At 74.9% G+C, this 25,877-nt stretch carries 19 protein-coding genes and 1 pseudogene; 13 read left to right on the top strand and 7 right to left on the bottom strand.

Going from position 1 to position 25,877, the window contains the following annotated elements; translation table 11 throughout:
* Positions 1 to 34: 34 nt before the first annotated feature.
* On the bottom strand, positions 35 to 265 hold the full coding sequence (locus G9H72_RS13210) for a DUF7455 domain-containing protein (protein ID WP_166171733.1): 231 nt from the start codon (positions 263 to 265) through the stop codon (positions 35 to 37).
* Between the two features lie 282 nt (positions 266 to 547).
* Between G9H72_RS13210 and G9H72_RS13205 the strand changes: the two genes are divergently transcribed.
* The 7 genes and pseudogenes from G9H72_RS13205 (at position 548) to G9H72_RS13185 (ending at position 9,536) form a co-directional block, all read left to right on the top strand.
* Positions 548 to 2,665 carry a DNA gyrase/topoisomerase IV subunit B gene (locus tag G9H72_RS13205; protein WP_166171731.1) on the top strand — a complete coding sequence of 706 codons (2,118 nt, stop codon included), beginning with the start codon at positions 548 to 550 and terminating at the stop codon, positions 2,663 to 2,665.
* A gap of 8 nt (positions 2,666 to 2,673) precedes the next feature.
* A pseudogene (locus G9H72_RS23425) lies at positions 2,674 to 3,462 on the top strand (MFS transporter); the annotation flags it as partial.
* 61 nt (positions 3,463 to 3,523) lie between these two features.
* On the top strand, positions 3,524 to 3,892 hold the full coding sequence (locus G9H72_RS21670; RefSeq protein ID WP_231126910.1) for an MFS transporter: 369 nt from the start codon (positions 3,524 to 3,526) through the stop codon (positions 3,890 to 3,892).
* Positions 3,893 to 3,936: 44 nt separating this feature from the next.
* A complete protein-coding gene (locus G9H72_RS21665) occupies positions 3,937 to 5,292 on the top strand; it encodes an APC family permease (RefSeq protein WP_231126909.1) in 1,356 nt (451 codons plus the stop codon).
* A gap of 114 nt (positions 5,293 to 5,406) precedes the next feature.
* On the top strand, positions 5,407 to 8,055 hold the full coding sequence (locus tag G9H72_RS13195) for a heparinase II/III domain-containing protein (protein WP_166171727.1): 2,649 nt from the start codon (positions 5,407 to 5,409) through the stop codon (positions 8,053 to 8,055).
* Positions 8,056 to 8,091: 36 nt separating this feature from the next.
* Positions 8,092 to 8,859: a hypothetical protein gene (locus G9H72_RS13190; RefSeq protein WP_231126908.1), complete on the top strand. Its 768-nt coding sequence runs from the start codon at positions 8,092 to 8,094 to the stop codon at positions 8,857 to 8,859.
* Positions 8,856 to 9,536, top strand: coding sequence for a DUF4166 domain-containing protein (locus G9H72_RS13185; protein ID WP_166171725.1), 681 nt, complete (start codon positions 8,856 to 8,858; stop codon positions 9,534 to 9,536). The genes G9H72_RS13190 and G9H72_RS13185 overlap by 4 nt, the downstream gene beginning before the upstream one ends.
* 146 nt (positions 9,537 to 9,682) lie before the next feature.
* Here the strand turns inward: G9H72_RS13185 and G9H72_RS13180 are convergent, their stop codons facing one another.
* Both G9H72_RS13180 and G9H72_RS13175 read right to left on the bottom strand, forming a co-directional pair.
* Positions 9,683 to 10,753, bottom strand: a complete 1,071-nt coding sequence (locus G9H72_RS13180; RefSeq protein WP_166171723.1) for a ScyD/ScyE family protein — start codon at positions 10,751 to 10,753, stop codon at positions 9,683 to 9,685.
* 221 nt (positions 10,754 to 10,974) lie between these two features.
* On the bottom strand, positions 10,975 to 13,437 hold the full coding sequence (locus G9H72_RS13175) for a DNA gyrase/topoisomerase IV subunit A (RefSeq protein ID WP_231126907.1): 2,463 nt from the start codon (positions 13,435 to 13,437) through the stop codon (positions 10,975 to 10,977).
* A 127-nt stretch (positions 13,438 to 13,564) separates the two neighbouring features.
* On the opposite strand from G9H72_RS13175, the gene G9H72_RS13170 reads away from it, so the two are divergent.
* From G9H72_RS13170 to G9H72_RS13145, 6 genes are all read left to right on the top strand, one after another.
* Positions 13,565 to 16,246, top strand: coding sequence for a bifunctional acetate--CoA ligase family protein/GNAT family N-acetyltransferase (locus tag G9H72_RS13170; protein ID WP_331272273.1), 2,682 nt, complete (start codon positions 13,565 to 13,567; stop codon positions 16,244 to 16,246).
* 62 nt (positions 16,247 to 16,308) lie between these two features.
* Positions 16,309 to 16,902: a DUF5998 family protein gene (locus G9H72_RS13165; protein WP_407939588.1), complete on the top strand. Its 594-nt coding sequence runs from the start codon at positions 16,309 to 16,311 to the stop codon at positions 16,900 to 16,902.
* 8 nt (positions 16,903 to 16,910) lie between these two features.
* A complete protein-coding gene (locus G9H72_RS13160) occupies positions 16,911 to 18,089 on the top strand; it encodes an alkaline phosphatase family protein (protein ID WP_166171715.1) in 1,179 nt (392 codons plus the stop codon).
* A 6-nt stretch (positions 18,090 to 18,095) separates the two neighbouring features.
* Positions 18,096 to 18,779, top strand: coding sequence for a thymidine kinase (locus G9H72_RS13155; RefSeq protein WP_166171713.1), 684 nt, complete (start codon positions 18,096 to 18,098; stop codon positions 18,777 to 18,779).
* Positions 18,776 to 19,357, top strand: coding sequence for an ECF RNA polymerase sigma factor SigK (gene sigK, locus G9H72_RS13150; protein ID WP_166171711.1), 582 nt, complete (start codon positions 18,776 to 18,778; stop codon positions 19,355 to 19,357). Before G9H72_RS13155 ends, sigK begins: the two co-directional genes overlap by 4 nt.
* A 2-nt stretch (positions 19,358 to 19,359) precedes the next feature.
* Positions 19,360 to 20,064: an anti-sigma factor gene (locus G9H72_RS13145; protein ID WP_166171709.1), complete on the top strand. Its 705-nt coding sequence runs from the start codon at positions 19,360 to 19,362 to the stop codon at positions 20,062 to 20,064.
* Between the two features lie 176 nt (positions 20,065 to 20,240).
* Here the strand turns inward: G9H72_RS13145 and G9H72_RS13140 are convergent, their stop codons facing one another.
* From G9H72_RS13140 to G9H72_RS13125, 4 genes are all read right to left on the bottom strand, one after another.
* Positions 20,241 to 21,800, bottom strand: coding sequence for a methyl-accepting chemotaxis protein (locus G9H72_RS13140; RefSeq protein ID WP_166171707.1), 1,560 nt, complete (start codon positions 21,798 to 21,800; stop codon positions 20,241 to 20,243).
* A 359-nt stretch (positions 21,801 to 22,159) separates the two neighbouring features.
* Positions 22,160 to 24,763 (bottom strand): CHAT domain-containing protein, encoded by a 2,604-nt coding sequence (locus tag G9H72_RS13135; protein ID WP_166171705.1) that lies wholly within the window; start codon positions 24,761 to 24,763, stop codon positions 22,160 to 22,162.
* A gap of 12 nt (positions 24,764 to 24,775) precedes the next feature.
* Entirely contained in the window at positions 24,776 to 25,240 is a 465-nt protein-coding gene (locus tag G9H72_RS13130; protein WP_166171703.1) for a hypothetical protein, read from the bottom strand.
* A 2-nt stretch (positions 25,241 to 25,242) separates the two neighbouring features.
* Positions 25,243 to 25,815 carry an RNA polymerase sigma factor gene (locus G9H72_RS13125; protein ID WP_166171701.1) on the bottom strand — a complete coding sequence of 191 codons (573 nt, stop codon included), beginning with the start codon at positions 25,813 to 25,815 and terminating at the stop codon, positions 25,243 to 25,245.
* Between the last annotated feature and the right edge of the window lie 62 nt (positions 25,816 to 25,877).

Below are 25,877 nucleotides of genomic sequence, written 5' to 3'. Positions count from 1 at the left end.
CCCCGCACACCCGGGGCGATCGGTCAGGGGCGCCTCAGCGCTCGTCCGCGGGCGCGGTGGGCGTCGTGCGCTCGAGGCGACCGGTCTCGTCCTGGATGTCGGAGGCGATCTCCCGGAGCTTGGTCGCGTGCTCCCGGCCGTGGTGCGCACAGAAGAGCAGCTCGCCGCCGGACTCGAGCGTCACCCGGACGTACGCCTGGGCGCCGCAGCGGTCACAACGGTCGGCCGCGGTGAGGGCAGCGTGGGTGGCAAGGGCAGTGGTCACGGTCCCTCTTCTCGTTCTCGTTCAGCTTGCGCTCTACGTCTGGACCAACGTCCTACCACGCTACGTTCGTCCCAGACCTCGTTGACGCCGTGTTCGCCGTACGCGATCCCGATCGGAACGCGAACGTAACCCGCGGGACGCCTCAGGCGGGCCGAGGCGCGTCGGCCTCACCCTGTCGGGGCCCCCGAGTAGCCTGGCGTTGCTGTTCCAGGCGTCCCGGGTGCCCTTCGCCTAGTGCTTCCCGCCGCGACGCCCTGTGTATCGGACAAGGAGCCTTGCGACGTGAGTGCCGAGCCGACCGAGCCTGTACCGGGTGCGAAGAAGGGCGCTCGGGGGGCCGGTGACGGCGGCTACACCGCGCGCCACCTGTCCGTGCTGGAGGGGCTGGAGGCCGTCCGCAAGCGGCCCGGCATGTACATCGGCTCCACCGACGGCCGCGGCCTCATGCACTGCGTCTGGGAGATCATCGACAACGCGGTGGACGAGGCGCTCGCCGGCTACTGCACGCGCATCGACGTGGTGCTCGGCGCGGACGGCTCGGTCGAGGTCAGGGACGACGGGCGCGGCATCCCGGTCGACGTCGAGCCGCGCAGCGGCCTGACCGGTGTCGAGCTGGTGCTCACCAAGCTGCACGCGGGCGGGAAGTTCGGAGGCGGGTCCTACGCCGCGTCCGGCGGCCTGCACGGCGTGGGCGCCTCGGTCGTCAACGCGCTGTCCAGCCGCCTGGACGTCGAGGTCGACCGCTCCGGCCGCGTCCACCTCATGAGCTTCCGGCGGGGCGAGCCGGGCGTCTACGCGGGCGACGGCCCCGACGCGCCGTTCACCCCGCAGTCCGGGCTGCAGATCGCCGGCCGGGCCAAGCGCGGCGTCACCGGCACGCGGGTGCGCTGGTGGGCCGACCGGCAGGTCTTCCTCAAGGAGGCGGCGCTCGACCTCGAGCAGCTGCGCGCTCGTGCCCGCCAGACGGCCTTCCTGGTGCCCGGGCTGCGGATCGTGCTGCACGACGAGCGCGACCCGGCCGCGCCCGTGCAGGAGGAGTTCCACTACGTCGGCGGCATCACCGAGTTCTGCGAGTTCCTGGCCCCCGACACGGCGGTCAGCGACGTCCTCCGGCTGCAGGGGGTCGGCCACTTCAAGGAGACCGTTCCGGTCCTCGACGACCAGGGGCACATGACGCCGACCGAGGTCGCGCGCGAGATGACGGTCGACGTCGCGCTGCGCTGGGGGGCCGGCTACGACACGACCGTCCGCTCGTTCGTCAACATCGTCGCCACCCCCAAGGGCGGCACTCACGTGGCCGGCTTCGAGCGCGCGCTGACCAAGTCGCTCAACGCCCGGCTGCGCGCGTCCCGCGTGCTGCGCACCGCCGAGCCGGACGTCACCAAGGAGGACGTGCTCGAGGGGCTGACGGCGGTCGTCACCGTCAAGGTGCCCGAGCCCCAGTTCGAGGGCCAGACCAAGGAGGTGCTCGGCACCTCCGCCGCCTCCCGCATCGTGGCTCACGTGGTCGACAAGCACCTGACCGAGGTGCTGTCGAGCACGAAGCGCACGGAGAAGGCCATGGCGATGGCGATCCTGGAGAAGGTCGCCAGCGCCGCGCGCACGCGCATCGCCGCCCGCCAGCACAAGGAGCTGCAGCGCCGCAAGAACGCGCTGGAGACCAGCTCGCTGCCGGCCAAGCTGGCCGACTGCCGCAGCGAGGACGTCGCGCGCAGCGAGCTCTTCATCGTCGAGGGCGACTCGGCGCTGGGCACGGCGAAGCTGGCCCGCAACTCCGAGTTCCAGGCGCTGCTGCCCATCCGCGGCAAGATCCTCAACGTCCAGAAGGCCTCGCCCTCGGACATGCTCAAGAACGCCGAGTGCGCCTCGATCATCCAGGTGATCGGCGCGGGCACCGGCCGCTCGTTCGACATCGACGCGGCGCGCTACGGCAAGATCATCCTGATGGCCGACGCCGACGTGGACGGCGCGCACATCCGCTGCCTGCTGCTCACCCTGCTCTACCGCACGATGCGCCCGCTGGTCGAGGAGGGCCGGGTCTTCGCGGCGATGCCGCCGTTGCACCGGGTCGAGATCCTGAACCCGAAGAAGGACCAGCCCAAGTACCTCTACACCTACACCGACGCCGAGCTGAAGAAGACGCTGCGCGACCTGGAGAAGCGCAACGTCCGCTGGCGTGACCCGGTCCAGCGCTACAAGGGCCTGGGCGAGATGGACGCCTCGCAGCTGGCCGAGACCACGATGGACCCGCGCAAGCGGACGCTGCGCCGGGTGAACATCTCCGAGCTCGAGGCCGCCGACAGCGTCTTCGAGCTGCTCATGGGCAACGAGGTGGCCCCTCGGCGCGACTTCATCGTCGAGGGCGCGGCGCGGCTGGACCGCGAGCGCATCGACGCCTGAGCCCGGCCGTGGGCGGGGGCGCCGCGGCCCTGCTCCGCGTCCCCGCCTTCCGACGGCTCTTCGTCTCCCGCACGACCTCGCTGCTCGGCGACGCGATAGCGCCCGTGGCGCTGGCGTTCGCCGTGCTCGGCCACGAGGGCGGGTCGGCGACCGACCTCGGGCTGCTGCTCACGGCGCGCGTCCTGGCCGAGGTGCTGCTCCTGCTGGTGGGCGGCACCCTGGCCGACCGGCTGCCGCGGTTGCGGGTCATGGCCGCCGCCGACCTGCTCGGCGGCGCGGCGCAGACCGGCATGGCGGCGCTCTTCCTCTCCGGGGCGTACGCGCTCGGGCCGTTGCTCGTCCTGTCGGCCGCCGGCGGCGCGGCGGCGGCGCTCTTGCGGCCGGCCTCGACCGGCGCGCTGCCGCTCGTCGTGGAGCCCGGGCAGCTGCAGCCGGCGAACGCGCTGGTCCGGGTGGCGCAGAACGTCGCGATGCTGGCCGGCGCAGCGCTGGGCGGGCTGCTCGTAGCGGTAGCCGGCGCCGGATGGGCGCTGGCGGTCGACGGCGCGACCTTCCTCGTCTCGGCGCTGATCCTGGTCGGCGTGCGGGCGAGGGCGCAGACGAAGGCGGCTCCCGCGAGCGTGCTGGCCGACCTGCGCGACGGGTGGCACGAGTTCGTCTCGCGGCAGTGGGTCTGGGTGATCGTCGCCCAGTTCGCCGTGCTGACGACCGCCACCGCCGCCGCGATGCGCGTCCTCGGCCCGCTCGTCGCGGAGCGGGAGCTCGGCGGAGCCGGGGCGTGGGCCGCCGTGCTGACGGCACAGGGCCGGCCTGCTCGCGGGCAGCTTCCTGGCGCTGCGGCTGCGCCCGCGGCTGCCCATGCTCCTGGCGACGTGGACGACCTTCGGCTTCGTCCTCCCGCTGCCGCTGCTCGCCCTCGGAGCCCCGCTCTGGCTGCTCCTCGCCGGGGCGTTCGCGGCCAGCGTCTGCGCCGACGTGTTCGTCGTGCTCTGGTACACCGCGCTGCAGACGCACGTGCCGGAGGAGCGGCTGGCGCGGGTCAGCGCGTACGACGCCCTGGGCTCCTTCGCGCTCAACCCGCTGGGGCTCGCGGCGGTGGGCCCGGTCTCGGTGCTGATCGGCGTGACGTCGACGCTCTGGGTGTGCGCCGGGCTGGCCGTCCTGGCCAACGCGCTGGCGCTGCTGTCGCCCTCGGTGCGCCGGCTGCCGGCCGGCCCCGTCCCCTGACCCGATCTGCGAGTGGTGAATCAAGGATCGGGGAACTACGGAGCATGGCCACGATCGCCGAGCAGTCCGAGGCCGCCCCAGGAGGGGGCCTCAAGCGAGTCATGGGCCGGCGGATGCTGCTGCTCTTCATCGTCGGCGACATCCTCGGCGCGGGGATCTACACGCTCACCGGGAAGGTCGCGGGGGAGGTCGGCGGCGCGATCTGGCTGCCGTTCCTCGTCGCCTTCGTCCTCGCGTTCCTCACCGCGACGGCCTACGCGGAGCTGGTGGGCAAGTACCCGAAGGCCGCCGGGGCAGCGCTCTACGTCAACCGGGCCTTCGGCCGCCCCTTCGTCACCTTCATGGTCGCCTTCACGGTGATGGCCAGCGGCATCACCTCGGCGAGCGCGGCGGCCCGGGGGTTCGGAGGGGACTACCTGGCCGAGTTCGTGACCCTGCCCGTCGTGCTGGTCGCGGTCGGGTTCGTCCTCCTGCTCGCCGCGGTCAACCTGCTCGGCACCAAGGAGTCGGTGCGGGTCAACCTCGTGCTGACGCTGATCGAGGTGAGCGGGCTGCTCCTCGTGATCGTCGTCGGCGTGGCCGCGCTGCTGCAGGGGGACGGCGACACCGCCCGGGCCACCGACTTCTCGGCCGAGGGGGGCGCCGTGCTCGGCGTGCTCGGCGGGGCCGCGCTCGCGTTCTACGCCCTCATCGGCTTCGAGGACTCGGTCAACATGGCCGAGGAGGTCGAGGAGCCGCAGTCGACCTTCCCCCGGGCGCTCTTCCTCGGCCTCGCGATCACCGGCGTCGTCTACCTCGCCGTGGCGTTGGTGGCGACCCTGCTCGTGCCGACCGACGAGCTGGCCGGCTCGACCGGGCCGCTGCTCGAGGTCGTGCGTGCGGGCGGGATCGACGTGCCGGCCAAGGCGTTCGCGGCGATCGCACTGGTCGCGGTCACCAACACCGCGCTGCTCAACATGCTCATGGCCTCCCGCGTGGTCTACGGGATGGCGAACGAGGGAATCGTCCCGCGGGCCCTCGCCACCGTGCACTCCACGCGGCACACGCCGTGGCTCGCGATCTCGGCGACGACCGCGGTGGCGCTCGTGCTGGTGGCGACCGGCGACCTGGCCGGGCTCGCGGACACCACCGTCCTGCTCCTGCTGCTCGTCTTCGCCGCCGTCAACGTCAGCGTGCTCGTGCTGCGCCGCGAGACGGTCGGGCACCGGCACTTCCGGGCCCCGACCTGGGCACCGGCGGTCGGCGCGGTCGCGAGCCTGGTGCTCGCGTCCCCGGTGACCGGCCGCGACGCCGACGTGTACGTCCGGGCGGGCGTCCTGCTGGCCGCCGGCGTCGTGCTCTGGCTGGTCAACCGGCTCGCCGTGCGCCGTGCGGACTCGGGGGTGTTGTCCGGATCGTGATGCTTCCCACCGTCCCGGCACCGGCGCGTACGGTGCGCTCCGCGCGGTGGATTGCCGATACTTCCCTTACGGACCGGTGTGCCGTGCGCCCGTAGGCACCCGTAGGGGAGGCTCGTGAAGCTCGTACGACGGCTGGTCGCCGCCGCCGCAACTGTCGCGCTCGGCGCGCCGCTCCTCGCCGGGCCTCCGGCCGGGGCGGCGACGGCGCTCCCCTCGGTCGACACGAACGCAGCGGCGGCGCAGTGCGCGCTGTCGTTCGGCCTGCCGACCAGGTCCGACGCCGAACGGGCGGCCCGGCTCATGGCCGGGCGGGCCGTGGTCGGCGGCTACGGCTGGTTCCCGCTGGCCAAGAACGTGTCCTGGCGGCCCTACTCGACGCTGGACAGCAGCGGCAAGGGCCACATGCACTCGCTGGACTACCTGCTGCCGCTGCTGCGGGAAGGGGCCCGCACCGGCAACGGCGCGATGGTCAACCGCTTCTACGGGGTCCTGCAGGACTGGGTGAAGGACAACGGCCCGGGCGCGTCCAGCCGCCGCTACGCCTGGGGGCCGCCGATCTACGAGGGGTACCGGGCGCTGGTCCTGACCTGCGCCGCCGCCGGGCCGAAGGGCCGGCAGGCCTGGCTGCGCAAGGCCCTCGCCCAGCACGGGGCCATGCTGGCCGACTCCCGCCGCTACGAGGGCGTCAACAACGCCTCCCTGCACCAGTCCATGGGCCTCTACGCCATCGGCGTCACGACCGGCCGTGAGGACTGGAAGCGCACCGCGGTCAACCGCATGAGCACGCTGGGCACCCGGCTGATCTTCGCCGACGGCTCGGACAACGAGGGGGCCCCGGCGTACGGCGTGGCCAACTACCGCTGGTTCGGGGAGGCGCGCACCCGGCTCGAGCGGGGCGGGACCCCGCTGCCGTCCTCCCTGGACCGGGTGGCGAAGGTGCCCGAGTTCGTCACGATGGCCACCCGTCCCGACGGCCGCCTCGAGGCGCTCGGCGACACCAGCCCGAACACGCTGCAGTCCGCGGTGTGGGACGGGACGGCGGCCGAGTTCGCTCGGACGCAGGGCGCGTCGGGGCCGAGGCCGGCGTCGACCTTCGCGGCGTACTCCGGCGGCTACGTGTTCGGGCGCTCCGGCTGGGGCGAGTCGCGAGCCTTCGCCGACGAGACGTTCTACAGCGTCCGCGCCGGGCGCAAGAGCGGCATCCCGCACGCCCACGACGACGTCACGTCGGTGACGCTCTACTCGCAGGGCTCCCCGCTCCTGCTCGACCCGGGCCAGTGGCGCTACCAGTACGGCTCGATGCGGGACCACATCCTGAGCCACGCCTCGCACAACGTGGTCGTGGTGGACGGCGCGGCCCGGGTCCACCAGGGCGCGCCGCAGGTGCGGGCGTCGTCCGCCGGAGGCGTCGACCTCGTGACCGTGACCGACCGCGGCTACCGCGGCGTGACGATCACCCGCACCCTGGCGTACGACCGGGCCGAGGACGCGCTGGTCGTCTGGGACCGGCTCAGCTCCACCCAGCCGGTGCGGGCTTCCCAGCAGTGGCTGCTGGGGCGGGACAGGGCCGTCCGGCTCACCTCCGACGTGGCGCACACCACCGGGCCGGGCGCGAACGTCTCGCTGCTGTTCACCTCCGGCGGCGCGCCCATGGACGTCGTCAAGGGCTCCACCAGCCCGCGGCGGGGGTGGAACAGCATGGCGTACGGCGAGCTGGGCGCCGCCCCCTCGCTGCGCGCCTCGCAGACGGGCACCGAGCTGTCGTGGCTCACCGTCATCGCGCCGCGCAAGGCCGGGGCGGGCGCCGGCACGGTGTCGGCGACGGCCAGCGTGAGCGGCGCCGGGGCCTCGGTCGCGCTCACCACCCCGTCCGGCTCGGCCCAGGTCACCCTCGGCCCGGACGGCGCCCGGCGCAGCGCCGTCGTGCCCTTCACCCCCGCCCTGCTCGCCGCCGACGGCATCGTGCGCAAGGGGCGGACGGCGGCCTTCCGAGCCACCGGCCTGCCGCCGAAGACCCCGGTCACGCTCGAGGCGCTGCCGGTGGACGGGAGCGCGGGCTGGTCCACGGTGGCGCAGGTCAAGTCCACTGCTGCGGGCACGGGCCAGTTCACCGTCCCGGCCTCCTACTCCGCGCAGTACCGCGCGCTCACCGAGTTCGGGGCCTCCGGCTCGCAGACGGTGATCGCAGCGGTGCCCCCGGCCCCGCCCGCGGTGCGCGTCTCCTCCGAGGGGCCCGGCCTCGTCAGGGTCAGCTGGGACGCGCCCACGGACACCGGCGGCGCGCCGATCACCGGGTACGCGGTCAGCTTCGCCGGGCAGAGCCGGCGCGTCGCGGCCGACGCCCGCTCCGTCGTCTTCTCCGAGACCGTCCCCGGCCGCCGCGGCGCGGCCGTGCGCGCGTCCAACGAGGTGGCCACCTCCCCGGTCGGGCGCGCGGCACTGGACGTGCCGGCATACCCGTCGGTCTCGGCGCCCCGCTCCGTCGTGGAGGGGACGAGGGCCACCGTCACCGTGCGCGGGCTCGTCCCGGGCGGCGCGGGGACGGTGACGGTCACCCCGCTGGCCGGCGGCCGGCCGACGACGTACGCGGTCCGCGGCGGCAGGCTCGGCGCCGCCACGGTCAAGGTCGTGGTGCCCAGTGACGTGTCCTTCGTCGCGAGCGTGGGGGAGGTGCTGTCGGTGCCGGTCAGGATCCGGGTGACCGCGAAGCCGACGCCGAAGCCCTCCCCGAAGCCGACGCCCCGGCCCGCGAGCCGCCGCTGACGCCTCCCGCGGGCCGGCCCTCGCTAGGGTCGGCCCGTGGGCGAGCCGATCTACGTCGAGACGCGCGTGCGGTGCTCGGCCGAGCGGCTGTGGTGGCTGACCCAGGACCCGGTGCTGCATCCCCGGTGGGACCTGCGGTTCAGCTCCATCGAGCCGGAAGCGGCCGACCCGGCAGGTCGACGGCAGTTCACGTACGCGCTCGACCTGCCCGCGCCCCGGCTCGCCCTCCTGCGGCTGCACGGCACCGGCGTGTCGGTCGGGGAGCGCCGCGACGCGGCGGGGCACGGAACCTCGGCGCTGCGCTTCCGGCCGGCCGACGCGCTGTCACCGCTGGGCAGCGGCTCGGGCTACTGGCGCTACGTGCCGGTCGAGGGCGGGACGCGCTTCCTCACCGGCTACGACTACACGCCCGGCTGGGGGCGGCTCGGGCCGCTGCTCGACCCGTGGCTGGTACGCCCCGCCGTCGGCTGGGCGACCGCCTGGAGCTTCGACCGGCTCCGGCTGTGGGCCGACGAGGGCGTCGACCCCGGCACCGCGCGCAACCGGGCGCTCGGCTCAGTGGCGTTGCGCGGGGCCGCCGTGGGGACGGCGGCCCGGCTGCTGCGCGCCGGGCCGGGGCCGGTCCGGCGGGGGGCGGCTGCCGTGCTGCTCGCCGTGGCGGCGTTCGCCCCGACCGGCCGCTTGGTCCCCTCGGCGCGCCGCTGCCTGCGCCGCCCACCGGGCATGCGGGCGGCGCGGCCGCCCGCCTCGGCCGCGACGCTGCCCGAGCCCGTCCCGCCGTCGACACCTGGGAGCCGACCGTGAGCTCTGTCGTCCTGTCCGCACTCGGCAGCGAGGCCGAGCGGCTGCACCCGATGCTGCGCAGACGCTTCGGCGTGTCGACCGAGGCGGGCTACTCGTGCGTGGGCCGCGGCGTGATGGACCGCGTCTGGCACGGCCCGTGGTGGACGCTGCCGTTCCTGTGGCTGGGCTCGTGGCGCAACATCCTCGTGCTCGGCACGGGGACCCACGTCCCGTTCACCGTCGACAGCTACGCCTACGTCGACTCCTACGGGCGCGAGACCGTCACCGTCGTGCGCACCTTCGAGATGCGCCCGGGGCGGCGGCGCCGCTTCGACGCCACCCTCGTCGCCGACGGCCCCGGCCGCGTGCTCGACTACCTCGGCACCCACCAGCACCTCGCCGTCGACCTGACCCCGTCGGTCCTTCCCGACGGCAGCCTGCAGGTCGTGTCCGGCGACCAGCGGTTCTACGAGGGGCCGATCGGCTTCCGTTTCCCGCTGCTGCTGTCCGGCACGGCCGTCCTGCGGGAGAGCTACGACGACGAGCGGCAGTGCTTCACGATCGACGTCCGGGTCACGAACCGCCGCCTCGGCCCGCTCTTCGGCTACTCGGGGACGTTCACCTGCGAGTTCCCGCGGGTGGTGGGGGACGCGGTGCCGGCCGCGGTACGCCCGCTGCGGGAGGAGTCGCGGCGCTGATCGATGCGGCGCCGAGGCCGACCGGCAGGGCCTGGGGGCTGCTCTCGCGGCCGGGCCGCCCCGGAGCCCCCTCGCTCGTCACGGGCCGTGGCACGCCGACGTGGCGACGCCACGACCCGTGATCAGCACGGGTACGAGGTGTGCCCTCAGACGCCGACCGGCTCCGGGAACGCCGCGTCGGCCAGGCGCAGGACCTGGCCCGCCCCGGGCCCGGCGAGGGAGAGCGCGGCGACGTACAGCGCGCCGTCGCGGTACGCGAGACCGGTCGGGAACGGCACGGCGACGCTGGTGCGGGACCCGTCCGGCGAGATGCGGGTCACGGCGCCGGGAGGGCCGGCCTGCTGCGGTGCGAGGGCCTGCGAGGCGTACACCGTGCCGTCGTTCCCGACCGCGACGCCCGTGAGGTTGCTGAGGCCGGTGACCGTCCCGATCACCGTGCCGGCCGGGGTCAGGTGGTAGAGCACGGCCGAGCCGCTGGCCTCGCCGCCGAAGGTCGAGACCCAGTACGTCCCGTCCGGCGCCTTCGCGATGCCGGTCGGCACCGGGTCGCAGCCGAAGGTGCCCGGCGTGTTCTGCGGGAGCGTCGCGCAGCTGCCGGTCGTGATGACCGGGGGCACGAACCAGGCGCGCGTGCGGCCGGTACGCCGGTCGACCTGGACGATGTCGTTGCCGCCCCCGTCGGCCACGAGCAGGCGCGAGGTGTCCGCGAGCACGTAGTACGGGTTGGAGACCGAGTCGACCGGCCGCCCGTCCGGGCCGAAGTGCAGCTGGCCGTCGGGGTTGTTCGCCAGCTCGAACGCGCGCAGGTCCGACAGCTGCTCGGCCTGCCCGCCCTTGGCCGAGAGCAGGTCCTGTCCGGTGGTCGAGCCGATGTCCGGCTCCCCGGTCGGCAGCGAGGCCTGCCCCTGGGTCACGAACAGCTCGCTGCCTCTGGCGTCCACCCCCTGTGCGACATGGATGCCGCTGAGGAGTGTCGTGCGCCTGCCGCTGCGCACGTCGACCTCGGTGACGCGCCCGGCGTCCGACTCGGCCACCACGAGCTTCTTGTCGCTGGTGAACGAGATCTGCCGCGGCCCGCTCAGCCCGCTCGCGACGACGGTGACCGGCCCGTCGGCCGCGCGGGCGGGGACGGCGAGGGCCCCCGTCGAGGTGAGCAGCCCCACGCAGAGGGCCGTGGGCAGGACGTGGCGCCGCAGCGCCTGCTGGGAAAGCCGCATGATCGCGATTCCTCTCGTCGAGGTGCAGCGGTCGCTGCACCGAGGAGAAGGTCGCGCGGGCCGCTTGAGAGCGGCTTGAGCAGCACTAGCGGGCGGCTCGCGGCGGCCTGGAGCCCGGTGAGCCGGGGCTCGGCGGTCGTCACCGCCCGTGGGACGTCCGTCGAGCCCGCCCGGTCCCCCGTGCGGGCGCGTGGAGGTGACCCGCGCCCGCGGGCACCGGGCTACTCCGATGCCCCCAACGGCGGCCCGGCGACGGCGACGACCGGCTCGGGCAGCGGGACGCCGGAGCCGTCGCGCTTGCCGTTGGCCTCGGGCAGCTCGACGGGCATGCCGGTCTCGGCCGACGCCCGCGCCGGCGTGGCGCCCACCCAGGCCAGCACGAGGGCGTCCTCGCCGCGCAGGAACCGGTGCGCGCGGACGCCTCCGGTGGCGCGGCCCTTGCCGGGGTACTCGGCGAACGGCGCCACCTTGACCGAGGACCCGCCGGTGCCGGGCAGCGCGCCCGAGGAGCCCGCGACCGTCACGACGACCGCGTCGGCCCCGGCCGCGACGGCCCCGAAGAAGACCACGCGGGCCTTGGCGTCCAGCCGGATGCCGGCGATGCCGCCGCCGGCGCGGCCCTGGGGGCGTACGGCCGCGGCGTCGAAGCGCAGCAGCTGGGCGTCGGAGGTCACGAACACCACCTCCTCGGAGCCGGTGACGAGCTCGACCGCGCCGACGACCGTGTCGCCGTCCTCGAGCCGGATCACCGGGAAGGAGTCCTGGGTCGCGGGGTACTCGGGCACGACCCGCTTGACCACGCCCCGCGCGGTGCCGAGCGCGAGGCCCTGCGACTCCGGCGACAGCGTGCAGAGCGCGAGCACCCGCTCGTGCGGCTCCAGCGCGAGCAGCTCGGACACGGGCACCCCGCCCGACAGCGCGGGCGGCCCGGCCGTCGGGGGAAGCGCGGGCAGGTCGAGCACCGGCAGCTTGACCAGCCGCCCGGCCGACGTGACCGCCCCGATCTCGGCGCGTGCGGTGGAGCGCACCGCGGACACGATCGCGTCGTGCCGCGCCCGCTCGCCCTCGGCGGGCAGCGGCTCCGCCAACGTCGTCCGCGCCAGCAGCCCGGTGCTCGACAGCAGCACGAAGCACGGGTCGTCGGCCACCTCGAGCGGGACCGCCTTGGTCGTCGGCACGCCTGAGGACTCCAGGAGCACGGTCCGGCGCGGCGTGCCGTGCGCCTTCGCGACGTCGGCCAGCTCGGAGGAGACGACCTTGCGCAGCTTGCGCTCGTCGTTGAGGATCTCGTCGAGCGCCGCGATGTCCGCCGTCAGCTCGTCGCGCTCCTGCTCCAGCTCGAGCCGGGAGAAGCGGGTCAGCCGGCGCAGCGGCATGTCGAGGATGTAGTTGGCCTGCACCTCGGACAGGTCGAACACCTGCATGAGGCGCGAGCGCGCCTGGCCGGTGTCGTCGGAGGACCGCACGATCGCGATGACCTCGTCGATGTCGACGATCGCGACGAGCATGCCCTCGACCAGGTGCAGCCGCTCGGCCTTCTTGCGCCGGCGGAACTCCGACCGGCGCCGCACGACGACGAGCCGGTGGTCGATGTAGACCTGCAGCAGGTCCTTGAGCCCCAGCGTGCGGGGCTGGCCGTCGACGAGGGCGACCGCGTTGACGCCGAACGACTCCTCCATCGGCGTCAGCTTGTAGAGCTGCTCGAGGACCGCCTCGGGGACGAAGCCGTTCTTGATCTCGATGACCAGCCGGGTTGGGCTGTTGGCGTCCGCGTAGTCCTTGATGTCCGCGATGCCCTGCAGCTTCTTGGCGGTGACGAGGTCCTTGACCTTCTCGATGATCCGCTCGGCGCCGACGCCCCACGGCAGCTCCGTGGCGACGACGGCCTTGCGCCGGGCCGTGACGTTCTCGATCGAGACGGTGGCCCGGGTGCGGAACGACCCGCGCCCGGTCTCGTACGCCTCGCGGATGCCCTCCAGCCCCACGATCCGGCCGCCGGTCGGCAGGTCCGGGCCCGGCACGAAGCGCATGAGGTCGTCAAGGGTCGCGCCCGGGTGCGCGAGCAGGTGGCGCGCTGCGGCGATGACCTCGGTGAGGTTGTGCGGCGCCATGTTGGTCGCCATGCCGACCGCGATGCCGGACGAGCCGTTGACCAGCAGGTTGGGGAACGCCGCGGGCAGGACGAGCGGCTCCTGCTCCTGGCCGTCGTAGTTCGGCCCGAAGTCGACGGTGTCCTCGTCGATGCCGTCGGTCAGCAGCGTGGCGGCCAGCGAGGGCCGGCACTCGGTGTAGCGCATGGCGGCCGGGCCGGCGTCGGGGGAGCCGAAGTTGCCGTGCCCGTCGATCGGTGGCAGCCGCATCGAGAACGGCTGCGCCATGCGCACGAGCGCGTCGTAGATCGCGCTGTCACCGTGCGGGTGCAGCTTGCCCATGACCTCGCCCACGACGCGCGCGGACTTCACGTGCCCGCGGTCCGGGCGCAGGCCCATCTCGCGCATCGAGTAGAGGATGCGCCGGTGGACCGGCTTGAGGCCGTCGCGCGCGTCGGGCAGCGCCCGGCTGTAGATGACGCTGTAGGCGTACTCCAGAAACGAGCCCTGCATCTCCTCGGCGACGTCGATGTCGAGGATCCGCTCCGGGACGTCGTCCGCCGGCGGTGGGGGTGTACGGGTACCACGGGCCATGCGCGCCAAGCTCTCCTTCGCTGGATACGGCCTCATTCTCCCAGCCCGACGCTCGGTAGCGTTGTCGTCGCCGTCCAGGCGTGTGTCGCGGTGGGGGCGGGCCGAGGAGAAGGGGTCAGGGGGAGCGGTGGAGCCGTCCGGTACGGAGGCGCCCTACCCGTCGCAGTGGGAGGCCGACGTCCTGCTCAAGGACGGCGGTACGGCCCATCTGCGCCCGATCCGTCCCGATGACGCCGACCGGCTGCACGCGTTCCACAACGCCCAGTCCGAGGAGTCGGTCTACTTCCGGTTCTTCGCCGCGTACCCCCGGCTGTCCGACCGCGACGTGCACCGGTTCACCCACGTGGACCACGTCGACCGGGTCGCGCTCGTCGCCACGATCGGCGACGACATCGTGGGGGTCGTCCGCTACGACCGGATCGACGGCACCGAGGCGGAGGTCGCGTTCAACATCTCCGACGCCCACCAGGGGCGGGGCCTCGGCAGCGTGCTGCTCGAGCACATCGCCGCCGCCGCCCGCGAGCGGGGCGTCGAGCGCTTCGTCGCGGAGGTGCTCCCGGCCAACGCGCGGATGATCGCGGTGTTCGAGGAGGCGGGCTACACGGTCCGGCGCGACTACGACGACGGCATCGTGTCGGTGGAGTTCGGGCTGGCGCCCACCTCGTCGTCCCTGCAGGTCGCCCGGGCGCGCGAGCACCGCGCCGAGGCGCGCTCGATCGAGCGGCTGCTGCGACCCACGGGCGTGGCCGTGATCGGGGCCAGCCGGGCGTACCGCACGGTCGGGCGCACCGTGCTGCGCAACCTCGAGGCGGCGGGCTACTCCGGCGAGGTGTACGTCGTCAACCCCGGGGCGGACGAGGTCGCCGGCCACCAGGCCTACCCCTCGGTCGTGGACGTGCCGGGGCAGGTCGACCTGGCGATCGTCGCGGTCCCGGCCGAGGCCGTGAACCGGGTGGTGCTCGACTGCGCGGCCAAGGGCGTCGTGGGGCTGATCGTGCTCAGCGTGGGCTTCGCCGAGAAGGACACCGAGGAGGGGCGCGAGCGCCAGCGCGAGCTCGTGCGGCTCGCCCGGGCCAACGGCATGCGGGTCATCGGGCCCGGCTCGTTCGGCGTCGTCAACACCGACCCGCTCGTCCGGCTCAACGCCTCGCTGGCCCCCGTGCCGCCGTCGACCGGCCGGATCGGCATGTTCAGCCAGTCCGGCGCCCTCGGCGTCGCGATCCTCGACGGCGCCGCCGCCCGCGGCCTGGGGATGTCCACCTTCGTCTCGGCCGGCAACCGGGCCGACGTGTCCGGCAACGACCTGCTGCAGTACTGGCAGGAGGACCCCGCCACCGCCGCGGTCCTGCTCTACATGGAGTCGATCGGCAACCCGCGCAAGTTCACCCGGCTCGCCCGCCGGGTCGCCCGGCGCAAGCCGCTCGTCGCGCTGCGCACCGGGCAGTCCTCCCAGGGCGTCCCGGTCGGCCATACCCTGCGCGAGAGCCGGCTGCCCCGCGAGGCGGTCAGCGCGCTCTTCCGGCAGGCCGGCGTCATCCGGGTCGACACCCTGGGCCAGCTCTTCGACGTCGGCCAGCTGGTCGCCACCCAGCCGCTGCCGTCCGGGGACCGGGTCGCGGTCGTCGGCAACTCCGACGCGCTCAACCTGCTGGCGGTCGACGCGCTGCAGTCCTGGCGCATGACGCTCGCGGGCCGTCCCCGGTCCGTACGCCCCGAGGCCACCGGCGAGGAGTTCGCCTCCGCGCTGTCCGGCGTCTTCGCCGACCCCGAGGTCGACAGCGTCGTCGCGGTCTTCATCCCGCCGCTCGTGACCCCCGGCCAGGACGTGGCCAAGGTGCTCGGCGAGCTGGCCCAGGCGTCCGGCAAGACGGTCGTGTCGACCTTCCTCGGCATCCGCGGCGTTCCCGAGCAGCTGCGCGCCATCCCCGACGGCACCATGCCCCCGCGCGGGTCCGTGCCCTCGTACCCGACCCCGGAGGAGGCCGTCCGCGCGCTCGTCGCCGCCTCCCGGTACGCCGCCTGGCGCCGCCGCCCGCACGGCACGGTGCCGGACCTGCCGCACCGCGACCCCGAGGCCGCCCGGGCGCTCGTCGAGGACCGGCTCGCCGGCCAGCCCGAGGACGCCCCGCCGTTGCGGCTGTCCTACGCCGACGCCGAGGAGCTGCTCCGGGCGTACGGGGTGGAGGTGGAGCCCTCGGTCTTCGTGACCACCGTCGGCGAGGCCGTGACCGCCGCGCGTGACCTGGGCTACCCGGTCGTCCTCAAGACCGCGGTCCCCGGGCTGCGCAACCGGCCCGACCTCAGCGACGTCCGGCTCGACCTGGGTGACGCCACCGCGCTCGTCCGGGCCTGGACCGAGCTGCGGCTCACGCTCGGGGAGGAGGCCGTCCGCGACGCGATGGTGCAGCGGATGGCCCCGACCGGCGTCCCGGTCGTGATCACCGCGCTGGAGGACGCGCTGTTCGGCCCGGTCGTCAGCTTCGGCGTCGGCGGGGTGGCCACCGAGGTGCTGGGAGACCGGACGTACCGCTTCCCGCCGGTCACCGACGTCGACGTCGCCGACATGGTCCGCTCGATCCGGGCCTTCCCGCTGCTGGCCGGCTACAAGGGCGCCGACCCGGTCGACCTCGGCGCGATCGAGGAGCTGCTGCTGCGGGTGGCGCGGCTGATCGACGACGTCCCCGAGGTCCACGAGCTGGTTCTGGACCCGGTGCTGGCCGGGCCGACCGGGCTGACGGTCATCCGCGCGGCCGTGTGGGTCTCCCGGCCCAGCGGGCGCGAGGACGCCGGCCCCCGCCGGCTGGAGTAGCGACGGCCGGACGGGGGCCCGCGACCGGGCTGTGCAGGACGCGCGGGCGGGGCGGTGCGAGGATGAGCGTCATGGCGGACACCCGGTCCCTGGAGGGCCTGCGCGAGCGCATCGAGCGCGCCGGCTACTACCCCGACCTCGTGGCCGAGGCGGTCGAGACGTCGCTCGCGGGCGAGCCGATCGAGAGCTACCTCGTGCACCAGGAGACGACGTTCGACGGCGAGGAGGTACGCCGCCACGTCACGGTCCTCGTGCTCACCCCGACCCGGCTGCTCGTGGGCCACACCGACGACGCCACCGAGCCCGGCGGCGGCGCCCCCGTCGCCACGACGTCCACCGAGGCCGTGCCCGTCTCCTCCGTGCGCAGCGTCGTGGTCACCCGCGTCGTGCCCGACCCGGCCCGGCACGTGCCCGGCACCCCTCCCCAGGAGGTCACGCTGACCGTCGGGTGGGGCGCGGTGAGCCGGATCGACCTCGAGCCCGCGTCCTGCTCGGACCCGGACTGCGAGGCCGACCACGGCTACACCGGCACCTCGACCGCCGACGACCTGCCGCTGCGGGTGAGCGGCACGGCCGACGGCCCCGACGCCGTCGCCCAGGCGCTCGAGTTCGCCCGCGCGCTGTCGGCCGCGACCGCGGCCGCGGTGCGGCGCTGACGCCCGCGGTGACGTCCTCCGGGCCGGCCGGGGCACCGGCCCCCGGCCCCGGCTTCCCGCCTGCCCCGCCGTACGGCGCCGGCACGCTGTCCGACGTCCTGCCGTCGGTGCTCGCGGGGCTGGGCGTCCCCGGTGAGCACGACGCGCTCGGCCTCGGGCCGGTGCAGCGCGCCTGCGTGCTCCTCGTGGACGGGCTGGGCGACGAGCTGCTGGCCGGGGCATCCCGTCACGCGCCGTTCCTCAGCGCGCTGCGCGAGCAGGGCCGCACCCTGCACGCCGGGTTCCCCTCGACGACCGCGACGAGCGTCTCGTCGCTGGGGACCGGGCTGCCGCCCGGCGGCCACGGCCTGGTGGGCCTGCACGTCGCGATCCCCGACGCCGCGCGCGCGGGCGGCCGGCGGCTGCTCAGCCTGCTGCGCTGGCGCGACGAGGCCGACCCGCGGGCCTGGCAGCCGTCGCCGACGGCGTTCGAGCGCGCCGCCCGGAACGGGGTCGAGTGCTCGGTCGTGGTGTCCCGTACCTTCGCGGGCACCGGGCTGACGGAGGCCGCGCTGCGCGGGGCCCGGCTGCGCGCGGCGGAGACGGCGGGGGAGCGGGTCGTGGCGGCGGCAGCGGCGCTGGGGGCGGGCGAGCGCTCGCTGGTGTACGCGTACTACGGGGACCTCGACGCGACCGGGCACGCGGCCGGGGCGGCCTCCGAGGCCTGGCGGCTGCAGCTCGAGCACGTCGACCGCTTCGCCGAGCAGCTCGCGCAGCGGCTCCCGGCGGGCACCACCCTGCTCGTCACGGCCGACCACGGGATGGTGGACGTCGACCGCTCGCGCAGCGTCGACGTCGACGCGACGCCCGAGCTGCGGGACGGGGTCGCGCTGCTCGGGGGCGAGGCACGCGCCCGCCACGTCTACACCGAGCCCGGGGCGGCGTCGGACGTGTGCGCCGCCTGGTCCGAGCTCCTCGGGGACTCCGCCTGGGTGCTGACCGGCGAGGAGGCGGTCGCCCGTGGCTGGTTCGGCACGGTCGAGCCGCGGGTCCGCCCGCTCATCGGCGACGTGATCGCAGCAGCGAAGGGATCTTCGGCGATTCTGGCTTCGCAGCAGGATCCGATCGAGGCCCGGCTGGTCGGCCTGCACGGGTCGCTCACGCCCGCGGAGCAGAGCGTGCCCCTCCTCACCGTGCAGGGCGGGTGACCGGCAGTGCCAGAGCTCGTCTTCTTCACCGGCACGATGGACTGCGGCAAGTCCACCCTGGCCATGCAGATCGACCACAACCACCGGGCCCGTGGGCGGGCCGGGCGGGTGTTCACCTCCCACGACCGGGCGGGCGAGGGCAAGCTGTCCAGCCGGCTCGGGCTCAGCGTCGAGGCGACCGAGGTGACGCCTGACCTGGACTTCAGACGCCTGCTGGTGCAGGAGCTGTCCGGCGGCGCCCGCATCGACTACCTCATCTGCGACGAGGCCATGTTCTACTCCGGCGAGCAGGTCGAGCAGCTCGCCCGGGTCGTCGACGACCTCGCCCTCGACGTCTTCGCCTTCGGGCTCATGACCGACTTCCGGACGCGGCTCTTCCCGGGCTCCCAGCGGCTGCTCGAGCTCGCCGACCGGGTCGAGACCCTGCAGGTCGAGGCGCTCTGCTGGTGCGGCCGACGGGCGACGCACAATGCACGAACCGTGGGTGGGGTGATGGTCGTCGAGGGCGAGCAGGTCGTCGTGGGGGACACCGCGGTCCCCCCGACCGAGGCGGTGCCGGTCGTCGGCTACGAGGTGCTCTGCCGCCGCCACCACCTGCGCGGCATCACCGCGGCACGCGGCGGCGCGGCCGTGCTCTCGCCCGAGCCCCTCCCGTTCGCGTCCGCCCAGCCGGCGGGCAGGCAGGGATGACCGCCGACGGCCCCGGCGCGCTGGCCGAGACCCCGCTGACCCTCGAGGAGATCATCGACCGGGTCGCGCTCGGTGACGAGGCGGCGTTCGCCCGGCTGTACGACGCGGTCGCCCCCCGGGTCCTGGCCGTGACGACGCGCGTGCTGCGGGACGCGGCGCAGGCCGAGGAGATCGCGCAGGAGGCCCTGCTCGACGTCTGGCGCCACGCCCCGCGATACGACGCCACCCGCGGCGGGGTGCTCTCCTGGGTGCTCACCATCGCCCACCGCCGCGCCGTCGACCGGGTCCGCAGCGAGCAGGCGGCCGGCGAGCGCGAGGAGCGCGCCGGCGTACGCGACGCGATGACCCCGCACGACGAGGTCGCCGAGCAGGTCGAGACCCGGCTCGAGCACGCCGCGGTCCGCGACTGCCTCGGCTCGCTCACCGAGCTGCAGAACGAGGCCATCCAGCTGGCCTACTGGAAGGGCTACACCTACCGCCAGGTGGCCGAGGTCCTCGCGGCCCCGCTGGGAACGATCAAAGCCCGAATGAGGGACGGACTGATCCGGTTGCGCGACTGCCTCGAATCCAAGGTGTGACCGTGGCCGAAGACCAGCACAGCCTCGTCGGCGCCGCCGCGCTCGACGCGCTCGAGCCCGGCGAGCGCGCCGCGTTCGAAGCACATCTGCGCACGTGCGACGACTGCCGCCGCGAGCTGGCGTCACTGCAGGCGACGCTCGGGCAGCTCGCGCTGACGGCCGGCTCCGTGCCGCCGCCCGGCCGGCTGCGCGACGAGGTGCTCGCCCGCGTCGCCCGCACGCGGCAGCAGCCACCGGTCGTCACCCCGCTGCGGCGCAGCCGCCGAGCCGTGCAGTGGCTCGCGGCTGCGGCGGCGGCGGTGGTCTTCGTCGCGCTCGGCACCACGGTCGTGGTGCAACAGCAGCGGATCTCCGACCGGGACCAGCAGATCTCCGCGCAGGAGCGGCGGGCCGAGCAGGCCGCCGCCCTGCTGCGCGCCACCCCCGAGGTGGTCGCGCTGCCCGCCGGGGGAGAGCTCGCGTACGCCACCGCGGCCGGGGCCGCGCTCGTGGAGATCCGCGATACCGCCTCGCCCGGCGCGGGGCGCCAGTGGGAGCTCTGGGTCGTGCCCGACGGCGGCGTGCCCCGCCCGTCCGGGCTGGTCGAGGGGACCGACGGCCGCTTCGTCCTGACCGACATCGAGGACGCGGTCGCCATCGCGGTGTCCAACGAGCCGGCCGGCGGGTCGCAGCAGCCGACGACGACGCCGTTCGTGGTGGAGCTGTAGCGGCCGCTGGCCGACACCTACTGGCGGGCCGCGCTAGCCCGCCCCGGGAACGGGGCTCCGGGCCGGCCGCCCCCGTCCGCCGCCACGAGGCCCCGGCGGAGCCAGCGCTGGCCCGCCCTCCGTGGGGCGGGCCAGCGCGACCGCTGAGCACCGGCCGGGGCGCATCGGCCTCCTCGTCAGTAGCGGAAGCGCGCGACCAGCGTCGCCAGCTCCTCGGACATCCGGCCGAGCTGCGCGACCGCCTCCCGGGCCTCGACGACGCCCTCGGTCGTGACCTGCGCCGCCGCCGCCACCCCCGCGATGTTGCGCGCGATCTCGTCAGCGCCACCGCTGGCCTCGGAGACGCTGCGGTTCATCTCCCCGGTCGTGGCCGTCTGCTCCTCCACCGCGGAGGCGATCGTCGTCTGGAAGCTGTTGATCGAGCCGATGACGGCGCTGATCTCCCGGATCGCGGACACGGCGCCGGCGGTGTCGGCCTGGATCGCCTCCACCCGGCGGGCGATGTCCTCCGTCGCCCGCGCGGTCTCCTGGGCGAGCTCCTTGACCTCGCCCGCGACCACCGCGAACCCCTTGCCGGCCTCACCCGCGCGAGCCGCCTCGATCGTCGCGTTCAGCGCGAGCAGGTTCGTCTGCTCGGCGATGCCGGTAATCACCTTGATCACCGCTCCGACCTCCTGCGATGACGCCCCCAGCCGCGCCACCGTCCCACTGGTCGCCTCGGCGGTCCCGACCGCCTGCGCAGCGACGTGCGCGGCCGCGTTGGCGCTCTGGGCGATCTCGCCGATGGAGGCGCCCATCTCCTCCGAGCCGGTCGCGACGGAGCGGATGTTCTGCGACACCTGCTCGGACGCGGCGGCGACCTGGCCGGCCTGGGTGGCCGACTCGTCGGCCGACGCAGCGATGCGAGCCGCAGTGCCCGCGATGCCCTCGGCCGCCCGCGACAGGGTCTGGGCGCGCTCGGCGACGGTCGAGATCGTCGACGCCATCTGCGCGACGAAGGTGTTGAACCAGCGGGCGGACGAGGCGATCTCGTCCCCGCCGCTGTCGTCGAGCCGCGCTGTGAGGTCGCCGTCGCCCTCGGCGATGTCGCGGAGCCGGCCCTCGAGCGCCCGGAGCGGGCGGGTGATGGACCGGGAGATGGCGAACGCCGCGGCCAGCAGGACGACCAGCCCGAGCAGCGAGGCGAGCAACGTGCCCCGGCGGATGCCGGTCACGGCCGACGTCAGCTCGCCGTTGTCGCGCTGCACCTGCTGCTCGAGCGCGGCGGCGGCCTGCTCCAGCGCCGCGTCACTGGCGTCGTTAGCGGCCTCCAGCTCGCCGTAGTCCGCTCCCGACGAGGCCGCCGAGGTCACGAACGCGTCGAGCCGCTGAGCGTAGTCACGAGCAGCGGCCTGCACCGCACGGGCTTGCTCGCCCGCCGCGCCGCTGAGGCGCAGCGCCACGAGCTGCCCGGCCAGCTGCGCGGCGAGGTCCGCGTCCTCCTGCAGGTCCGCCCGGGCGTCGGCCGGGTCGTCGAGCAGCGTGGCCTTGTAGGCGTCGACCTTCATCTCGCTGGCGCGCGTGTCGAGCCGGAGGGCGAGCTCCCGCGCGACGGTCGTCGCATGCAGCCGCTCCTTGGCGTCCTGCACCTGGGCGGAGCCGGCCAGAGCGACGGCGCCCACGGCGGCCGTGGCGGTGAGGCCGGCTGTCGCGAGCAGGGTCAGCCGCCGGGCGACGGTGAACGTGGGACGTGGCATGTCGGTCCTTCCTCAACGGTGCTGGGACGAGGACGGAACTCGTCCCGCGCGGGAAGGGGAATCGACGGTTCGCCAGATCAACTAATCCCTCGGCGGGCAGTTCACCCGCTCGGCGCAGCGCGGGCCGTCCCCGCCCGGGAAGGCCGGACCGTCGGCGGCTCCACCCTCGGGGGCTTGCCGCCGGCCGGGCTGGACGGAGCCTCGGTTCCCGGCCGTCCCGCCTGCCCGGCCCGGCCCGGTGATCACGGGCAGCTCGGTGGCCCCCCTGCGTGTCGCGCTGATTTGCCCATGATCACCTCGCGCGCCAGGGAGGCAGGCAGGCAGGCAGCTGGCGGGCCATGGGCGCGCTCTCGGGCGGGTCAGCCCAGCCCGAAGCAGACGAACCCGTCGACCCCGGTGGCGGACGTGGCGTCCGCAAGCGCGCGGGCGGGGGAGTCGCCGGCGCAGAGCCGCTCGTGGAAGAACTCCATGAGCTTGCGCGTGCCCTCGTCGTCGACCAGGCAGGTCGCGGCGACGAGGGTCTGCGTGCCGAGCGCGAGGACCGCGCTGGCCAGGCCCATGAGCTCGTCCCCGGCGCGTACGTCCGCCAGGGCCGAGTCGCACGCGGACAGCACGAGCCGGCGTGGCGCCCGTCCCAGCCCCTCGAGGTCGTAGACGGTCAGCGGCCCGTCGGCCAGCTCGAGGCAGGAGAAGAGCGGGTTGTCCAGCCGGAACCGGCCGTGAGCCACGACGTGCGCGACATCGGCGCCGTCCATGCCCTGCAGCACCGCGTCCGCCGTCGCGTCCCGCCCGAGCAGGACGCGCGCGGACGGGTAGCCCGAGTGCAGCGCGTGCACCTCGTCGGCCGCGTGCTCCAGCCGCGGCCCGGCGGCCAGCAGGACCTGGGCGGGCGAGTCCGGGGGCGGGGCGGCAGTGGCGGCGCTGAGCCAGACCCGGGCGGACGGCGCGACGGTCACCGGGCGGTGCGCGCAGCTCGGCAGCACTGCCCAGGGCAGCGCGTGCAGCATGCCGGTGGGGACGACGACCAGCTCGCGGTCGCCGACCTGCTCGCGCAGCGGCTCCAGCAGCAGCGCCTCGAGCACGTCCGCCGCGTAGCGCCGGGTGTCGGCTGCGGTCTCCAGCAGGATCGGGGAGCCGGTGCCGCGGGCGAGCCGGTTGAGCGCGAAGCGCAGGGACTCCAGCTCCCTGGTCGTATCGACGTAGTGCCCCAGCCGGTGCAGCCGCGCCTCTCCGTCCACCAGCGAGACGGCCAGCAGGTCGTCGCCGTCGCGGAGGTACTCGACCAGCGCGCGCTCGCCGAGCGCCGCGGTCAGCTCGTGCAGGTCGAAGGGGGGCGGGGCGGCGTACGAGCCGCGGGCGTGCCGGCTGCGGTCGCGCACGGCCCGCTCCAGGCGCTCCCGCTCGGCGAAGAGCTCCTCGGTGTCCTGGTCGGCGAGGCCGAGGTCGTGGATCTCGCCGACGACCCGGCGCAGCGCGGCGAGGTCGGCGGCCAGCTCCTCGTCGCTGGGCGGGCGGACCGGCCGCTGGCGCAGCGCCCCGGCGCGCCAGGACTCCGACCACTCCAGGACGCCCTCGGCGGACCCGTCCTCGGCGCAGAGCTGGACGCCGAGCCGCGCGAGCTCGGTGCCGCGGGTGGCGGCCGAGGCCCGCAGGTCGGTCGCGCCGTACGCCGCGATGTCCTCCGAGAGCGCGTTCAGCCCCTCACGGAGCGCCTCGAACGTGCCTTCCCGGTCGCCGCGCATGTGCCGGCGGAACGCCTCGGCGTGCCAGCCGTTCACCCGGATCGTCGCGGCGCCCTTGTCGCGGCGGGCCGCCACCTGGGCAAGGGTCTCGTCGGCCTCGTCGAGGCGGCCCAGCGCCAGGCCGACCCGGCCCGCCACCAGCCGCGCCTCCGTGGCGGCGACGTGCCAGCCGGACTCGACCGCCGCGTCGCCCGCGGCCCGCGCCGACTCCATGAGCTCGCGCGTCCGCTCGCCCGCCTCCCAGCGCGAGCGCACCTCCATGACCTGGGCCAGCCGCGACCAGGGCTTGCGGCCCTGCTCGTCGAACTCCTGCCACGCCTCGGTCGCGTGCCGGCGCGCGCCCTCGGCGTCCCCGGCGACCAGCAGCGCTCGCGCGAGCATGAGCCGGGCCTCGGGCACGTCCACGCTGAACCCGCGGGCGAGGATGTCGGTGAGCGCCTCGCGCGCGGCGGCGACGGCCTCCTCGGAGAGCCCGGCGAGCAGCAGGGCGTCGGCCCGGTCGAGCTCCTCGCCCGCGCTCGCCAGCCCGAAGCGGTCGCGGATGGTGGAGGACTCGTCGTACAGCTGCAGCGCGCGGGGCAGGTCGCCGGCGCGCATGGCGGCGAAGCCGAGGTTCTGCAGGGAGCCCTGCAGCTGCATGAAGAGCCCGTGGCGGCGAGCGAGCGTGATCGAGCGCTCGAGGTCGGCGCGGGCCTCGTCGAAGCGGCCGTGGTAGGCGAAGAGGGCGCCTCGGTTGCCCAGCATCCGGGCCTCCCAGACGACGTCACCGGCGGCCCGGATCGCCGGCAGGGCACGCGCGTACGCCTCCAGGGCCTCGGTGCTGCGCCCGGCCCGCTGCAGGACCAGGCCACGCTGAGCCTCCAGCCGGCTCGCGTCGATCCCGTCCAGGTGCTGGGCGGCGGCATCCGCCTCGGCCAACGCGCCCTCGAGGCTGCCGACCTCCGCGAGCAGCACGACCAGGCTCATGCGCGCCTCGGCGGCCCGTCGAGCGGCCCCCAGCTCGACGGCGAGGGCGACCGCGCCGCGCAGCGTGTCCAGCGCGCTCGTCAGGTCCCCGACGGCGCGCAGGGCGAGCGCGCGCACGCGCAGCGCGACCGGCGCGGCCTCGTCGTCGCGCCGCTCGGCCACGAGCTCATCCGCCGCTGCCAGCGCACCTCGCGGGTCCGCCATGACGTCGGTGAGCAGTCGCTCCGCCCGGGAGAGGCGATCGGCGGCATGCACCGAGTCAGACTGTCAGACGGTCACCCAGCTCGTCACGAGGTCACGCGACTCTTCCGCGAATCGGCAGAGCAGGCTGAGCCTCCCGGCCGGCACGCTGTCGATCGCGAAGCGCCCCTGGGCGTCGGCCTGGACGTCGGTCCGACCGCCGACGTGCCGGACCTCGACCTGCGCCGCGCGAGGCAGGACGATCTGGCCGGTCAGGCGCCGCGAGCCGTTGCGCGGCTCGACCTCGACCACGACCGTCGCGACCGGGGACTCGAAGACGAGCGAGCGCGGCCCGCTGCTGCGTACGCTCGCCGTGGTCAGCGCGCTGTCCTCGATGAGCTCGGCGAGCTCGGCGTCGACGGTCCGCCAGGTGAAGCTCGCCTTGGCCGCCGCGAGGACGTTCGCCGGGACCGGGTCGTGCTCCTCGATGGCCGCGCGGACCTGCGCGAGCAGCGCGAGGTCGTCCAACGAGACCTTGTCTTTGTCAGCCATGGTCAGTCCTCGAGAAGGGCACCGGTCGGGGCGAGCTCCCGGCGCAGATGCTGGAGACAACGGCCCCGGGTGGGGCCGATGCTGCCGATGGGCATGTCGAGTGCAGCGGCGATCTCGGTGTAGCTGGCGTCCGGCGACGTCGCCAGTGCCCGCAGCAGGGTGCGGCAGCGCAGCGACAGGCGGTTGAGCGCCTCCCAGACGATCGCGCGGCGCTCGGCGCCCACGACCGTCGCCTCGGGCCCCGGGCCGGTGTCGGGCCGCTCGGGCCCGGTGCCCCCGGTGAGATCCTCGTCGGGCAGCTCGCGCCCCGAGGCGCGCAGCGTGCGCAGGCACTCGTGGCGGGTCGTGGTCGCGATCCAGCCGGCGAGCGCCTCCGGCTCGCGCAGCCGGCCGAGGTGCTCGACCAGGCGGAGCCAGACCGTCTGGGAGACGTCCGAGGCGTCGGCCGGGCTGAGCCGGTGCGAGCGGGCGACCCCCCACACCAGTCCCGTGAAGCGCTCGACGATCTCGTCCCACGCCGCCTGGTCCCCGTCTGCGGCGGCCCGGACGAGCTCGGCGACGGCACGTGCAGCCACGTCCGACCCTCCTTGTCGCTCGGCGCTCCGCAGCGGCCTGCGGCGGAGCTTCGGCCCCGAGC

The organism is Motilibacter aurantiacus (assembly GCF_011250645.1).
Taxonomy (GTDB): domain Bacteria; phylum Actinomycetota; class Actinomycetes; order Motilibacterales; family Motilibacteraceae; genus Motilibacter_A; species Motilibacter_A aurantiacus.
This window is presented reverse-complemented; position numbering and strand designations above follow the sequence as displayed.

Excerpts from the sequence above, each read along its gene's own strand:
- G9H72_RS21670 (WP_231126910.1), top strand. The coding sequence starts at position 3,524 with ATGCTCCTGGCGACGTGGACGACCTTCGGCTTCGTCCTCCCGCTGCCG.
- G9H72_RS13165 (WP_407939588.1), top strand. The coding sequence starts at position 16,309 with ATGAGCGTCATGGCGGACACCCGGTCCCTGGAGGGCCTGCGCGAGCGC.
- G9H72_RS13130 (WP_166171703.1), bottom strand. The coding sequence starts at position 25,240 with ATGGCTGACAAAGACAAGGTCTCGTTGGACGACCTCGCGCTGCTCGCG.
- G9H72_RS13180 (WP_166171723.1), bottom strand. The coding sequence starts at position 10,753 with ATGCGGCTTTCCCAGCAGGCGCTGCGGCGCCACGTCCTGCCCACGGCC.
- G9H72_RS13140 (WP_166171707.1), bottom strand. The coding sequence starts at position 21,800 with ATGCCACGTCCCACGTTCACCGTCGCCCGGCGGCTGACCCTGCTCGCG.
- sigK (WP_166171711.1), top strand. The coding sequence starts at position 18,776 with ATGACCGCCGACGGCCCCGGCGCGCTGGCCGAGACCCCGCTGACCCTC.
- G9H72_RS13175 (WP_231126907.1), bottom strand. The coding sequence starts at position 13,437 with ATGGCCCGTGGTACCCGTACACCCCCACCGCCGGCGGACGACGTCCCG.
- G9H72_RS21665 (WP_231126909.1), top strand. The coding sequence starts at position 3,937 with ATGGCCACGATCGCCGAGCAGTCCGAGGCCGCCCCAGGAGGGGGCCTC.